The sequence below is a fragment of the Corynebacterium faecale genome (assembly GCF_030408735.1).
Lineage (GTDB): Bacteria > Actinomycetota > Actinomycetes > Mycobacteriales > Mycobacteriaceae > Corynebacterium > Corynebacterium faecale.
The window spans coordinates 2,273,206-2,287,248 of record NZ_CP047204.1 but is presented as its reverse complement, the minus strand read 5'-3'; the positions used below and the strand labels follow the sequence as shown (position 1 = coordinate 2,287,248).

At 61.1% G+C, this 14,043-nt stretch carries 12 protein-coding genes and 1 pseudogene; 6 read left to right on the top strand and 7 right to left on the bottom strand.

Annotated features, from left to right (window positions below; genetic code table 11):
• Positions 1 to 15: 15 nt before the first annotated feature.
• From CFAEC_RS10390 to CFAEC_RS10375, 4 genes are read right to left on the bottom strand one after another with little or no spacing between them, the layout of a single operon-like run.
• Positions 16 to 2,199, bottom strand: a complete 2,184-nt coding sequence (locus CFAEC_RS10390) for a helix-turn-helix transcriptional regulator (protein ID WP_290276622.1) — start codon at positions 2,197 to 2,199, stop codon at positions 16 to 18.
• 11 nt (positions 2,200 to 2,210) lie between these two features.
• Positions 2,211 to 2,969, bottom strand: coding sequence for a 3-oxoadipate enol-lactonase (pcaD, locus tag CFAEC_RS10385; RefSeq protein ID WP_290276620.1), 759 nt, complete (start codon positions 2,967 to 2,969; stop codon positions 2,211 to 2,213).
• Positions 2,970 to 2,971: 2 nt separating this feature from the next.
• Positions 2,972 to 4,192 (bottom strand): acetyl-CoA C-acetyltransferase, encoded by a 1,221-nt coding sequence (locus CFAEC_RS10380; protein WP_290276618.1) that lies wholly within the window; start codon positions 4,190 to 4,192, stop codon positions 2,972 to 2,974.
• Between the two features lie 12 nt (positions 4,193 to 4,204).
• A complete protein-coding gene (locus CFAEC_RS10375; RefSeq protein ID WP_290276616.1) occupies positions 4,205 to 4,972 on the bottom strand; it encodes an IclR family transcriptional regulator domain-containing protein in 768 nt (255 codons plus the stop codon).
• Positions 4,973 to 5,043: 71 nt separating this feature from the next.
• On the opposite strand from CFAEC_RS10375, the gene CFAEC_RS10370 reads away from it, so the two are divergent.
• The 4 genes from CFAEC_RS10370 to CFAEC_RS10355 all read left to right on the top strand — a co-directional run bounded on the left by CFAEC_RS10370 (position 5,044) and on the right by CFAEC_RS10355 (position 8,803).
• Positions 5,044 to 5,787, top strand: coding sequence for a CoA transferase subunit A (locus CFAEC_RS10370; RefSeq protein WP_290276614.1), 744 nt, complete (start codon positions 5,044 to 5,046; stop codon positions 5,785 to 5,787).
• Positions 5,787 to 6,437 carry a CoA transferase subunit B gene (locus CFAEC_RS10365; protein ID WP_290276612.1) on the top strand — a complete coding sequence of 217 codons (651 nt, stop codon included), beginning with the start codon at positions 5,787 to 5,789 and terminating at the stop codon, positions 6,435 to 6,437. The genes CFAEC_RS10370 and CFAEC_RS10365 overlap by 1 nt, the downstream gene beginning before the upstream one ends.
• A gap of 152 nt (positions 6,438 to 6,589) precedes the next feature.
• A complete protein-coding gene (gene clpX / locus CFAEC_RS10360; protein WP_290276611.1) occupies positions 6,590 to 7,870 on the top strand; it encodes an ATP-dependent Clp protease ATP-binding subunit ClpX in 1,281 nt (426 codons plus the stop codon).
• A complete protein-coding gene (locus tag CFAEC_RS10355) occupies positions 7,871 to 8,803 on the top strand; it encodes an AEC family transporter (RefSeq protein WP_290276609.1) in 933 nt (310 codons plus the stop codon). It abuts the gene before it with no gap.
• Positions 8,804 to 8,822: 19 nt separating this feature from the next.
• Here the strand turns inward: CFAEC_RS10355 and CFAEC_RS10350 are convergent, their stop codons facing one another.
• A complete protein-coding gene (locus CFAEC_RS10350) occupies positions 8,823 to 9,602 on the bottom strand; it encodes a TetR/AcrR family transcriptional regulator (protein ID WP_290276607.1) in 780 nt (259 codons plus the stop codon).
• 421 nt (positions 9,603 to 10,023) lie between these two features.
• Here CFAEC_RS10350 and CFAEC_RS10345 point away from each other — a divergent pair, with 421 nt between their 5' ends.
• Both CFAEC_RS10345 and CFAEC_RS10340 read left to right on the top strand, forming a co-directional pair.
• Positions 10,024 to 10,995, top strand: coding sequence for a malate dehydrogenase (locus CFAEC_RS10345; RefSeq protein WP_290276605.1), 972 nt, complete (start codon positions 10,024 to 10,026; stop codon positions 10,993 to 10,995).
• 23 nt (positions 10,996 to 11,018) lie between these two features.
• Positions 11,019 to 11,907: pseudogene (locus CFAEC_RS10340) on the top strand (transposase family protein); the annotation flags it as partial.
• 205 nt (positions 11,908 to 12,112) lie between these two features.
• Here CFAEC_RS10340 and CFAEC_RS10335 read toward each other — a convergent pair.
• Both CFAEC_RS10335 and CFAEC_RS10330 read right to left on the bottom strand, forming a co-directional pair.
• On the bottom strand, positions 12,113 to 13,570 hold the full coding sequence (locus tag CFAEC_RS10335; RefSeq protein WP_290276603.1) for an Hsp70 family protein: 1,458 nt from the start codon (positions 13,568 to 13,570) through the stop codon (positions 12,113 to 12,115).
• Positions 13,571 to 13,674: 104 nt separating this feature from the next.
• Positions 13,675 to 13,974 (bottom strand): hypothetical protein, encoded by a 300-nt coding sequence (locus CFAEC_RS10330; RefSeq protein ID WP_290276602.1) that lies wholly within the window; start codon positions 13,972 to 13,974, stop codon positions 13,675 to 13,677.
• Positions 13,975 to 14,043 lie beyond the last annotated feature (69 nt).

Genomic DNA, 14,043 nt, shown 5'->3' with positions numbered 1-14,043 from the left:
GTCGATAAGCAGGTTTTAAGCCTCAAGCGCACGGCGGAGCTCAGCCCGCCCACCCACGTTGAACTTCTTGTACACACGCGTCAGGTGGTATTCCACCGTCTTGGTGGACAGGGAGAGCTCGCGGGCCACGTCGGAGTTGCTGGCGCCTTCGACCACCAGGGCGGTGATCTGTTCCTCCTGCGGGGTCAGGCCCTGCGCGGAGCGGCGGGAACCACCCAGGCCGCTGACCTTGCGCTCACCGGCGCACCGGGCGGCGAGGGTCACCGCACCCATGGCGTTGAATACCTCCTCGGCGCGGGTGAACATCTCGGCCGCCTGACTGCGGCGGCCCATGCGGCGTAGCACCAACCCGTATTCGAAGAGGATGCGCGCCTCATAAGCGGGCATGTCCACCGAGGTGATGGCGTCCACAGCCTCAGCGAGCATCTTCACCCCGCGGGCGGAGGAACCACGCTGGATCTCGATGATCGCCCGTGGCACCAGATTGCGGGCATGCAGGGACACAATGCCCGACGCCTCCTGTCGCTCCGCGTTCTCCTCCATCACCATGGCCGCGGTATCCACCCGCCCGGAGCGGACCAGCGACAGGGCGTACATGTCCTCCCACGCCCAGAAACCGGGCTGCTGGGTGTCCGTGTCATAGACGATCGATGCCAGACGGTCACCAGCCGTGGCCGCGGTGCGGGTGTCCGACACCATGGCGGCCACGATCATCCGGCCCATCGCCGCGGGCAGCTTCTGGATCATGAAGGCATCAGCAGGAACGGTCATCCGGGACAGGTAGTGTGCGGACAGCTCGCCGCGCCCACTGAGGGCAGCCACCTGGGCGCCGGTCCACAGCAGCACCGGTTCCAGCAGGGGGGTGCCGGTGCGGTCGCCGGTGGCCAGACCACGTTCCACCACGGCTGAGGCTTGAGAGAACTCACCGAGCACATAGTGAGTGCGCGCCAGGAAGGCGGCCTGCCACAGCCCGATGAGTTCAGAATCCCCGTGCCGTCTGCGGGACAATAACTGCCGGGCCCGTGCGGGATCGTCGTACACCAGCATCAACCAGCCGGTGATGAAATCACGGCGTTGCTGCTCAAGGACGGTGTCTGGTTCTGTCACATAGGTGGGTTGTGGCCAGGGGCGGGCACCATGTTCGAGGGCATCTGCCAGGAGCCGGAAAGTGGCCGCATCGTGCGATTGACCACCGGCGAAAGCCCGCATGCCTTGCGGATCCCATCGCGCCAGACTGTGCAGCGCGGTGATCAATGAGGGCTCCGCACCCTCCAACAGAGTGGCTGTGGCCCGTGACTCCCCGGCATAGAGGCGCAATTCCGGCCGATCACGAGGCAGGTGCTGGGCGTGGATCCGTGCCAACGGCAGATTGCCGCGCGCATGGAGCGTGTCCACCACCCGCTCATCCGTCTGCCACGTGGTGGTATCCAGGTTGTGCTGAAGTTTTCTGGCCCTACCCGGAGGCGTGGCGGATCGCACCGCAGCACGGATCTCGGGGCGGGCGAAACGGATCTGGTCAGAGGCTGTGACCAGCAGACCACGGGCAACCTCTGCATCCAGCTCATCCACCAACTCATCGGGGATGTTGCTCAGTGGTGCGCCCTCCAGCGGGAAGGAGGCCACCAGTTGCAGCACCTCACCGGAATAACTGCCCCAGTGTTCCGGGATGATGATGGAGGGGTGATCCTGGGACCAGTGGTCAACCGGGGATGCGGTGAGCAGCTCACGGACCAACTGGGGAAGACCACCGGAGGCATCATGGAGCCGGTGGGCGGTCACCGGGGTGCACCGTCCCACCACCTGCACCGCCAGATGCCAGACCTCGTCCACCGTCAACGGGGGCAGCGGAACCACATCCGTGGCATCGTCCATCCGGTGTGGGGCGGTGCCCAGGATGATCAACCGGGGCGTGTTCGGAGCATGGAGGGCCGCCAGTACCTCGGTGAGGTTCGTGGCATCCTCAACATGCTCCGCCACGATCACGGTGGGGGAGATGGGGGCGGTGAAACCGGTCAGCGCCGGCTGGTGGAGTACCTGGTACTCCGTCAGCTGTGTGGCCAGTTCACGGATGAACTGGCCCTTGTTCACCCCTGCCGGTCCCGTCACCAGCAGGAAACGGTTGCGGTCATCGGAGACGATGTCGGCGAGAATCCTCTGCTGAAGTAACAGACGTCTGGGAAGGAGACCGGTGGTGAACATAGCCCCTATTATTACTTGAAGTGCTGCGCGAGCAGTGCGCTTACTTCCTCTGGGCGTTCAATGGTGGGCACGTGCGCGCCGGGGGAGAGCACCTCGGCGGTGGCGGGACCGGAGACACCATCGGCGATGATCTGGAGGATCTCCGGTGGGGTGGAGGGATCATCCGCACCGGCGATGGTGAGTACCGGCACGGTGATCTCAGCCAGGCGATCGGTGAAGTCCCAGGTGGCCAGAGCCTCACATGCCTGGGCATAACCCTCGGCGGGGGTGTCCACGACCATGTGCTCATAGTGCTCGCGGGAAGCCGGGTTGGCCTCGAGCCAGGTGGGGGAGAACCAGCGCTCGATGACGGCGGCTGCCAGGGAGGCGGTGCCGTTCTCACGGGTGGCGGCGGCGCGGTCATACCAACCCTGTGGCTCACCGAACTTTGCGGCGGTGCACAGGAAGGCAGCGGCGGTCACACGTGGGGAGGTGGCGGCCAGGTACTGCGCCACCGCACCACCCAGGGAGAGACCGATCACGCCGAAGTCCTCCACACCGAGTGAGTCCAGGGTCTCCAGCACATCGGTGGCCAGATCAGCCACGGTTGGGGTGTCCTTCACCAGCGGGGAGCTGCCGTGTCCGCGGTGGTCCACTGCGATGACGTGGAAATCACGGTGCAGGGTGTCCAACTGCGGCAACCACATGTCGGTGGTGGAACCGAGGGATCCGATGAACACGAGGGTCTTCTTGTTGTCTTCGCCGTAGGCGACATGGTGCAGAATAGGCATGTTTAGTTCTCCTTCTCAAAGATTGCTGCCAGGCCCTGGCCGCCGCCGATGCACATGGTGGCCAGGCCATAACGGGTGTCCTCGCGCTGCATGCGGTGGGCGAGGGTGACCACCATGCGGGCACCGGTGGCACCCACCGGGTGGCCGAGCGAGATGCCGGAACCCAGTGGGTTGAGGCGCTCATCATCCCAGGAGATGTCCCACTCGCTCAGCACCGAAAGTGCCTGCGCGGCGAAAGCCTCATTGAGTTCGATGGAGCCGATATCATCCAGGGTCAGCTCCAGGCGGTCCAGCACCTTCTTGGTGGCAGGAACCGGGCCGATGCCCATGGTCTCCGGTGGCACAGCCGCCAGAGCCCAGCCGGCCAGACGGATGACGGGGGTGAGGCCGAGCTCCTCAGCCTTGGCGCGGGTGGTCACCACGACGGCTGCAGCGCCGTCATTCTGACCGGAGGCGTTGCCGGCGGTGACGGTGGCCTGGTCATCCTGGCGCCCCATGACGGCGCGCAGGGAAGAGAGCTTCTCGACGGTTGTTTCAGGGCGTGGGTGCTCATCCCTGTCCACCACGATCGGATCACCCTTGCGCACCGGAATGGTGATGGGAACGATCTCATCCGCGAAGTGTCCATTGTCATGGGCGGCACCGGCACGCTGCTGGGATGCTGCGGCCATCTGGTCCTGGGTCTCGCGTGGGATGTTGTACTCGCGGCGGAGGTTCTCAGCGGTCTCGATCATGCCACCCGGGATCGGGTGGTCGCGGCCACCTGCGGTTTCACGGGCTTCCGCCAGACGGTCACGCAGCTGCATGTCCCCGCCCTTGACACCCCAGCGGATATCACCGGAGACGGTGTACTCGGTGCGGCTCATGGATTCTGCGCCGCCGGCGATGATCACATCGGCTGCGCCGGCGGAGATGTGTGCTGCGGCGGTGACGATCGCCTGCAGGCCGGAACCGCACCGGCGGTCCAGCTGCATGCCGGGAACGTTCTGCCCGAGCTTGGAATCCAGTGCCACGACACGGCCCAGTGCCGGTGCGGAACCATTCGGCGAGCCCTGGCCCAGGATCAGGTCATCCACCTGATCACCGGTCAGACCGGTTTTGTCCACGATCGCGTTGACCACCGCGGTGGCCAGATCCTGAACCGGAACACTGGTGAAGGCGCCACCATAACGGCCGACAGGGGTGCGCAGTGGGGAGCAGATGACAATATCTTGAGGGTTCATTGTTTCCTTCTACTAGATGGTTGCTGAGAGATCGGTGGAGATGGCCCGCGCGGTCTCAATGATGTGGGGCAGGAACTCCCGACGGACATCCTCGATGGAGTTGGAGGCCGACTGCGTGGAGATGTTGATCGCCGCCACCACACGGCCGCTGGCATCGGTGACCGGAGCCGCCAGGGAACGCAGTCCCGGCTCGAGCTCCTGGTCAACCAACGACCATCCACGCTGGCGGGCGGCCTCGATCTCCGAACGTACCGCCTGCGGTGGGAGTGCGCGGGCGGTGAGCTGTACCGGCGGGGTTTTGATGAGCAGGGCTTCCAGCTCCTCGGGAGCCAGCGCGGCCAGCAGGATGCGTCCCATGGAGGTGGCGTATGCGGGGAAGCGGGTGCCCAGCGTGATGGAGACCGTCATGATCCGGCGGACCGGGACACGGGAGACATAGATGATGTCCGTGCCGTCGAGCACCGACATCGAACTGGATTCGCCGACCTCACGGGACAGAGCCTCCAGGCGTGGCTGTGCGATCGCGGGCAGGGTCAATGCGGAGAGATAGCTGGTGCCCAGTTCCAGCACCCTGGGGGTGAGTTGGAACTGCGAGCCGTTGGTCACCGCGTATCCGAGATCCACCAGTGTGTGGAGAAACCGGCGCGCTGTGGCACGTGACAGGCCAGTGGCGGTGGCGACCTCCGACAGGGACTGAGACGGGGAGTCTGCGCTGAAACTACGGATCACGGATAGTCCCCTGGCGAAGGACTGCACGAAGTCCGGAGAGGTTTGTAGCATTTGATCAACTCCTTAAGGTTCGCATTGCGAACTGTTGTGCATTCAATGAACATTACGATAGCATGGCTGTCATGATAAACAAGACCCTTTCATCCACTGCTGAAGCTGTGGCCGATATCCCGGACGGTGCTTCCATCGCCGTCGGAGGGTTCGGCCTCGTAGGAATTCCGACGCTGTTGATCAACGCGCTGCGTGATCAGGGTGCCGGCGAGCTGACGATCATCTCCAATAACTGTGGCACCGACGGCCAGGGCCTCGGGCTGCTTCTGGAGGACGGCAAGATCATCAAGACGGTCGGCTCCTACATCGGCTCCAATAAGGAATACGCACGCCGTTACCTGGAGGGCGAGCTCACCGTGGAGTTCACCCCACAGGGAACCCTCGCAGAGCGCATGCGCGCCGGTGGCGCAGGCATCCCCGGGTTCTACACCACCGCCGGTGTGGGAACCCAGGTTGCTGAAGGTGGCCTGCCACAGCGTTACAACACCGACGGTTCCGTGGCTGTGTATTCCAAGCCCAAGGAAACCCGTGAATTTAACGGCCAGCTCTACGTACTGGAAGAGGGCATCCGCGCAGACTTCGCCCTGGTTCACGCGCATAAGGCAGACCGTTTCGGCAACCTGGTCTTCCGTAAGACCGCCCGCAACTTCAACCCAGATGCCGCAATGAGCGGCAAGATCACCATCGCCCAGGTCGAGCACCTGGTTGATGAGCTTGACCCAGACGAGGTGCACCTTCCAGGCATCTACGTCAACCGTGTGGTCCATGTCGGCCCACAGGAAACCGGAATCGAAAATAGGACGGTGTCTAACTAATGACCTGGGACCACAACCAGATGGCTGCCCGCGTAGCCCTCGAACTTGAAGATGGCCAGTACGTCAACCTCGGCATCGGCATGCCCACCCTCATCCCGGGCTACCTGCCCGAGGGGCTTGAGGTCATCCTGCACTCGGAGAACGGCGTCCTTGGTGTCGGTCCGTACCCGACTGAGGACGAGCTCGATCCGGAACTGATCAATGCAGGCAAGGAGACCATCACGGTCAATCCCGGCGCCTCCTACTTCTCATCCTCCGATTCCTTCGCCATGATCCGCTCCAAGTCCGTGGATGTAGCTGTCCTCGGCGTGATGGAGGTATCCCAGTACGGTGACCTGGCCAACTGGATGATCCCCGGCAAGCTGGTCAAGGGTATGGGCGGTGCCATGGACCTGGTCCACGGAGCCTCCAAGATCATTGCGATGACCGATCACGTGACCAAGAAGGGCGCCCCGAAGATTCTCGAGGCCTGCCGTCTGCCACTGACCGGAGCCAAGTGCGTGGACATGATCGTGACCACCCACGCGGTGTTCGATGTTCACCCTGAAGAGGGCCTCACCCTGATCGAGTGTGCTGATGGTGTGACCGTGGCTGAGCTGCGTGAGATCACCGAGGCTGACTTCAAACTAGGTGAAGGCATCACCGAATAGTTGGAGACCACGCGGGTCGGAATGACCCGCTATGACCCGCAACCACATCCGGAGACCCCGGCGCGATAAGATGGAACAACCCCTTGCCAATATTGTTGGTTAGAGTTGTAAGCAGTAAATCTTTTCGAAGTGGAAGCGGGTCTCACACTCTTATGGCACGAATGCAGGAAAGCGCCGATCTGCTCAAATGCTCTTTCTGTGGCAAGAGTCAGAAACAGGTCAAGAAGCTCATCGCTGGTGGTGCCGTCTACATCTGTGATGAGTGCATCGAGCTTTGCAATGAGATCATCGAGGAAGAACTCGGTCAGGCTCAAGGGCAGGAGGAGGAGCGCAGTGAGCTCCCCAGGCCCTCTGAGATCTCTGCCTTCCTGGACAAGTATGTCATCGGCCAGGATCAGGCGAAACGGGTGCTCGCCGTGGCGGTGTACAACCACTACAAGCGTTTGCGCGCCCATGAACAGATCGGTGGTCGTCGCCGGAAGGAAGACGAAGAAACTGAACTGATCAAGTCCAATATTCTCATGTTGGGCCCCACCGGTTCCGGTAAGACCTACCTCGCGCAGACCCTGGCCAAACTTCTTGATGTCCCCTTCGCCATCGCCGATGCCACCTCGCTCACCGAGGCGGGTTATGTGGGTGAAGATGTGGAGAATATTCTGCTCAAGCTCCTGCAGGCCGCGGACTTTGATGTGGAACGCGCCCAGCGTGGCATCATCTACATCGACGAAGTGGACAAGATCTCCCGCAAGTCCGAGAACCCCTCCATCACCCGTGATGTTTCCGGTGAGGGTGTGCAGCAGGCACTGCTGAAGATTCTCGAGGGCACCGTTGCCGCGATACCGCCGCAGGGTGGTCGCAAGCACCCCAACCAGGATTTCATCCAGCTGGACACCACAAATATCCTCTTCATCGTCGCGGGCGCTTTCTCCGGGTTGGAGAAGGTCATTGCTGATCGACGTGGAAAGAAGGGCCTTGGTTTCGGTGTGGAGGTGGCCTCGAAGAAGGATGAGGAGCAGGAGGATATCTTCAAGGATGTCCGTCCGGAGGATCTGGTGAAGTTCGGTCTCATCCCTGAGTTCATCGGGCGTCTGCCGGTGGTGGCCACCGTGGCCAACCTTGATCAGAAGTCTCTGGTCCAGGTTCTGACCGAGCCCCGCAACTCACTGGTGAAGCAGTACCAGCGGCTCTTCGAGATGGACGACACCCTGCTCACCTTCACTGATGATGCACTCGAAGCCATTGCGGATCTGGCCTTGGAGCGCAAGACCGGGGCCCGTGGCCTGCGTGCCATCATGGAGGAGATCCTCGTTCCCATCATGTATGACATCCCCGATCGTGATGATGTCACCGAGGTGGTCATCACCGGAGACGTGGCCCGCGGGACGGCAGAGGCAGAGCTGCTCACCCGTGAAGCTGAGGAGAAAACAGCCTAAGTGACCGGTGTCATCACCGGTTTTGCCATCATCCTCTCCGTCATTGCGGTGGGCTTCCTGCTGGCTAAAACCGGAGTAATCTCTGACGATAAGCAACGTCTGGTGCTCAACCGCATCGCCTTCTATGCGGCGACACCGGCGTTGCTGTTTTCTGTGGTGGCGAACTCGGATCCGCAGGAACTGCTGTCTCCGGTGATTGTGGTGACTTTTTTCGCCACCCTCGCCACAGCAGCGCTCTACTGCGTGATCTCCGCACTCTTCTTCAAAAAAGATATCGCCACCACCGCTATCGGTGCGGCCGCGGCATCCTATGTCAACTCCAATAACATCGGGCTGCCGGTGTCCATCTACGTGTTGGGAACCGGCGCCTACGTGGCCCCCGTGCTGGTGATGCAGATGGTCATCTTCGCACCATTGATCCTGGCGGCACTGACCACCGGCGAGACCGGTGGATCACGGGGATCAAAGATCTGGGCGGCGTTTCGTGGTTCGCTCCTGAGCCCGGTGGTGTTGGCCTCGATCGCGGGACTGGTGGTGTGTCTGACTCAGGTTGAGGTACCGGCTGCGGTCATGGAGCCGGCAACCATTCTCGGTGGTGCGTCCATCCCGCTGATCCTCATCAGTTTCGGCGCGTCCCTGCCCTCGACAAATGTGCTGTCCTCCCAACCTGACCGGGCGAGTGCGATCACCGCCACCGCCATCAAGATCGTCGGCATGCCGCTGATTGCCTGGCTCATCGGCCTGGCCTTCGGGCTTGAAGGGGACATGATGTATGCGGCTGTCATCCTGGCTGCATTACCTGCCGCGCAGAATGTGTACAACTACGCCGCCACCTACCGGCGCGGCGAGATCCTCGCACGCGATACGGTTTTCCTCACCACGTTCCTGGCGCTCGCCGGCATGCTGGGGATAGCGCTGCTGTTCGGCCGGTGATGAGAAGGATGGCTTCAGGCTATTCTTCGAAAGGGTCGCTGTCGAAGGAGTAGAGGTCTGTCTCCTGCTCCGGGGTGATGAGGCTGTCCCGGGTGGTGAGATAGCTGGATTGCTCCGGGTTCGGCAGGTTTGAGGTGAGGAATGCCAGCACGGTGTCCACGACGAGGCGACGCATTCCCTCCGTATTGGATTCCGAGCTCAGATCAACATCAAATATGTGGTCCATGGACAGCTTGTTGGACACCCTGAAGTAGCCGAGTGAGCTGATGAGGACAAGGACATCCTCGGCGGAAATACCCGGGCGGAAAGCTCCGGCATCCTGTCCGAGCATGAGAAGCTTATCCAGATTCAGCAGCAGGTTGGATTCGTCATTGATGGCTGCAGCACTTTCCAACCCACCATGGTTGTTGATGTTTTCCATCAGCAGCAGGCGGGTGGCTGCAGGGTTTTCAATGATGCAGTTGTATACGGCCTCAACGGTCTTGCGGACACCTTCCACCGGGACGGAGGATTCCAGCTGCATGGATTCAGACTGGGGGCGCAGCAGAACCAGTGCGTGGGCGATGGTCTTGACGTAGAGACCCTTCTTATCGCCGAAGTAATAGTGGATCATCCGTTTGGACATTCCGGACGCCTTGGCGATCTTCTCCAGTTTGGTTTCGGTGAAGCCGTGTTCAGAGAAGTGCTTGAGGGCGGTCACGACCACATCATCAGGGGTGGCGGTGTGTCCGGTGTCCGGATCGGTGAAATCGCTACCGTTATCCTCTGGGTAGTGTGAACCCTTGTCGGAGTTAACCATTGTCTCTTTGGTCCTTTCGGGTAACGATGTTCCACACGCAGAGGTGGGTGCGCGGGGCGGGTGCGGGTCTCTTGCAGGTATTCGACGAACGTGAAAAAGGTAACACCTTTGACTTAAACCCAACCAACACTACCAAATCGTGCCCGAAAGTCGTGGGAAATGCTCGCCTTCACGCGGGCGGAGCGGGAAATACCTGAGAAAATTCAGGTCAGGGGTACAGGAAACCCGCCAACGGGGGTGATGATAGGCCTGGGCCTGATGGTGAAATCGTCCGCTCAAACACTGGTAGGAACCTCAAACCGGGGATAGCATGGAAGACGTAGTGGTAACCCTGACGCATGAGGGTGTGAAGTTGAGGGAATCACTAGTTTGACCCCATAGGCAAGGCAACGTTCAACCATTTAAGGATTGAGGATCGTTTATGAATTCCCCAAAGAAGATCACCGTCACCGGAGCTGCAGGACAGATTGCTTACTCCCTGCTCTGGCGTATCGCCAGCGGTGAGGTTTACGGAGCTGACACCCCCATCGAACTGAATCTCCTGGAGATCCCCGAAGGTCTCGGAGGCGCCGAAGGCGTTGCCATGGAGCTGTCCGATTCTGCATTCCCCCTCCTGCACAACATCAATATCACCACCGATGCCAACGAGGCATTCGACGGTGCCAACGCCGCCTTCCTGGTCGGCGCGAAGCCACGTGGCAAGGGTGAAGAGCGTGCAGCGCTGCTCTCCAACAACGGCAAGATCTTTGGACCACAGGGCAAGGCCATCAACGACAATGCGGCTGATGATGTCCGCGTCCTCGTGGTGGGCAACCCCGCCAACACCAACGCGCTGATCGCCATGGCAGCAGCCCCGGATGTTCCGAACTCCCGCTTCAACGCCATGATGCGCCTGGACCACAACCGTGCCATCTCCCAGCTCGCTGAGAAGACCGGCCGCCTGTCCTCTGAATTTAAGGACGTTGTCGTCTGGGGTAACCACTCAGCCGTCCAGTTCCCGGACATCACCTACGCCACCGTCGGCGGCGAGAAGGTCTCTGACCTGGTTGACAATGACTGGTACGTGAATGAGTTCATCCCTCGCGTGGCCAAGCGCGGTGCGGAGATCATCGAGGTCCGCGGCAAATCTTCAGCAGCGTCTGCAGCATCCTCCGCAGTCGACCACATGCGTGACTGGATCCAGGGCACCGAAACCTGGGCGTCCGCCGCAATCCCATCCACCGGCGCGTACGGCATCCCTGAGGGCATCATCCTCGGCCTGCCAACCATTTCCCGCAATGGTGAATGGGAGGTTGTGGAAGGTCTGGACATCAATGATTTCCAGCGTGAGCGCATCAACGCCAACGTCGAGGAACTTCAGGCTGAGCGTGAAGCCGTGAAGGATCTGCTCTAATCAACTGCAGGGTTTCAAAGTAACAAGGTGCCGGATTCGGCTACTTAAGGGGGTCGTGGCCTCAACGCCCTGCTGGCCACGGTCACCACGAAGGATTCCGCCCCGGTGATCGTCGCACAGCGCCTGCACAAAGGCTCGTGTGGCTCCCCGCGTGGGGCCGACCGGTTGATTGCCGATGCGATCAACACCACCAGGCGGTTACCGGGACTCCAGCACCAGAAGTTGCTGGTGCTGGCGGATTCCGCGTTCTACGGTCGTCCCAGCATCCATGCTGCGATCAAGGCTGGGGCGGGTGTGTCGGTCACCGCGCGGATGACGCGCAACATCCGCCACGCGATCACCACGATCCCGGACACGTCCTGGGAAGCGATTGAGTACACCGATGCGCTTTTCGATGAGGACACCCAGCGCTGGAACTCCTCGGCAGAGGTCGCTGAAATACCATTCGTTGCGTTTGCCTCGAAGCCGGAGGCCGATCAGGTTCCCGGACGGTTGGTGGTGCGCCGGATACCGGAGTTGAACAACAAGAACGTGGATCAGCTGGGACTGTTTGATCTGCACTGCTTTCACGCAGTGTTCACCACCGCCGACCCAGACCTCCTCGATACCGTGGCCGCGGATAAAACCCACCGAAGCCACGCGGTGATTGATCAGGTCAACGCCGACCTGAAAAACAGTGCTCTGGCGCATATGCCTTCGGGGAAGTTCACCGCGAATGCTTCCGCGGCTGGTGCTGGCGGTCATGCCTTCAACTTCACCCGTACAGCCGGGACCATTGCTGCGGGGTCGATGGCCAGGGCCACGACAGCCACGATCCGGCACCGGATCGTGGCTGCCCCGGCCAGGGTGGCGCGTCGATCCCGGAGATTAGTGCTGCACCTGCCGGAGTGCTGGAAGTGGGAGTCGCAGTAGCGGAGGCTGTTCGATCACGGTCACTTCCCGCCGGTGGTTGTTTCTTCCTGACCATCTGAGCTGAACTCCTTCGGCCCGAGCTGACCTATCAATTCGTGGAACACCAGACGACGAGGTGATCTGGGGATCACTCTTGCCCGAAATCCTCGACGGTGCCCGACTCCGAGATCAATTGATCACCGAAGGACCATCGGCGGATCCAGGCTTAGATGACGTGATTAATGCTCACGCCGCCATCGACCTCGATGCGCACGGAAGCGATGCCGTCACTGTCAATGGTGAGGGTTTCAGAAACCTCGGGGCCATGGAACGGCTTGATCTCAGCGGAATCGACGTCAGTGATGGCTGGATCAAACGGAACCTTGACCTCACTGATCAGTGAGATATCCCCCGGGCTGCCATCAGCATTGAGGCTGGTGTATTCAACGAAGCGGAACCAACCCACATTGTGCGCGGCACGGTAGCGGCGGGTGATCACCACATCACGGTCAGCGGTATCCGGGGTGATCAGGGGATCAAAACTTACGGCATGGCCGGAATCGAATTCACGGAACACGCCGATACCGCGGGCGATTCGTTCCTGCAGATGGAACCCTGAGGTGGGATCTGCGGCGATGGCCAGCCCCACGGCGGTGGATCCGCCTGGGAAAGGGGACCGGTGAACCCTGCGACCGAAACGCTCACGCAGCATGCGGGGCACCAGGGGCAGGGCGGAGGCGCCGCCGACGAGGTAGATTCCCGCAACCTCGGAGTCACTGAGATCATCTGCACCGATGAGCGGGGACATCACATCCAGTGACTGCTGGATCAAAGGGGTGGCCGCATCGTAGAAATCAGCAACCGGAACGGTGACGTCCTTGTTGGCTACTTCCACGACAAGTCGACGGGACTGCGGGACAAGTGCTTCCTTGGCGGTCCGGGCTTCGTCGATAAGCGATTTTTTGGCGCGCGCGCCAAAGGCATCGTCGTGCCTACCTGCAATGTTGAGGGCGCACCCTGCAAGCAGCTCATCAAAGTCATCGCCACCGAGGTGGGAGATGCCCACAGATCCGATGACCTTGTGGTCTTTGCCGTCCACGCGGATCAGGGAGGAATCGAAGGTCCCACCGCCCAGGTCGTAGATGAGGATGTGGGAGCGCTTGGAGTTCAGGGTCTGGGCGTGGCGGTGGGTGTATTCAAAGGCCGCGGCGCTGGGCTCATTGATCAGACCGAGGACCTTCACGCCGGCTTCGCTGAAGGCAGACAGAGTGAGCAGACGCTGCGCGGAGTGCGCGTTAGCGGGGATGCCCAGCACGACCTCGATGGGGGTGGTGTCCTTGATGCTGCTCTGGAAAGCTCGCAGCGCTGTAACCACGGTGTCGGCGTAGGCACGTAATACCTCACCGAGCGGGCGCGTGACATCGCCGAGGAGAACCGGGGTGGCAGCGGTGACGGACTGATCCGACATGATCCGCTTGAAGGAGCGAACCAGGCTCGGGTCATCCGGTCCCAGCTTCATTGCCTCCCAACCGGCAACAAGGCGATCCCCGTCCAGTGCCACCACTGAGGGGATATATTCCTGTGCATCGCCGAGGTAGTCCTCCACGGTCACAACTGGATAGTTTCCGCGGTCGACTACGGCCGCAATTGTGCGCGTCGTTCCGACGTCGATCCCAAAACGCATGTTTCTGACCCTAGCAGTATTTTCAGCTTGTGCAGGCTAATGAAAGAGTTGATGTGGTATCTGGCAAACTGACCCAAAAATTGGGGTGCTTTGCCCCAGGTGAGCTACACCCGAATCCGATTGTTGTGCCGGAAAATCATGATGACACCAGGTAGGAACCCGAGGATCATCAACACGATGGCGTAATAACCCCACACATCCCTAAAGGCGAAGGCGGACAAATAGAGGAAGATAAATGCCCCTGCCCGGAGGGCACGGCTGCGAACAGGATCCTGGTGTGCGCGGCCGTAGAAGTGGGGGAGACCCCGGTCAGGGTTGGCCTTGATCAACTGCCGGCTACTAATCACCGCCAGGAGGACGCCCACCACCCATGCCATGGCACCCGCATACAGATATATAGCCATGGGATGACCCTAACCGGTAGCCAGCCCAGCTGCAGCAGATCACAAAAGCACAGAAACACCTGCATATAG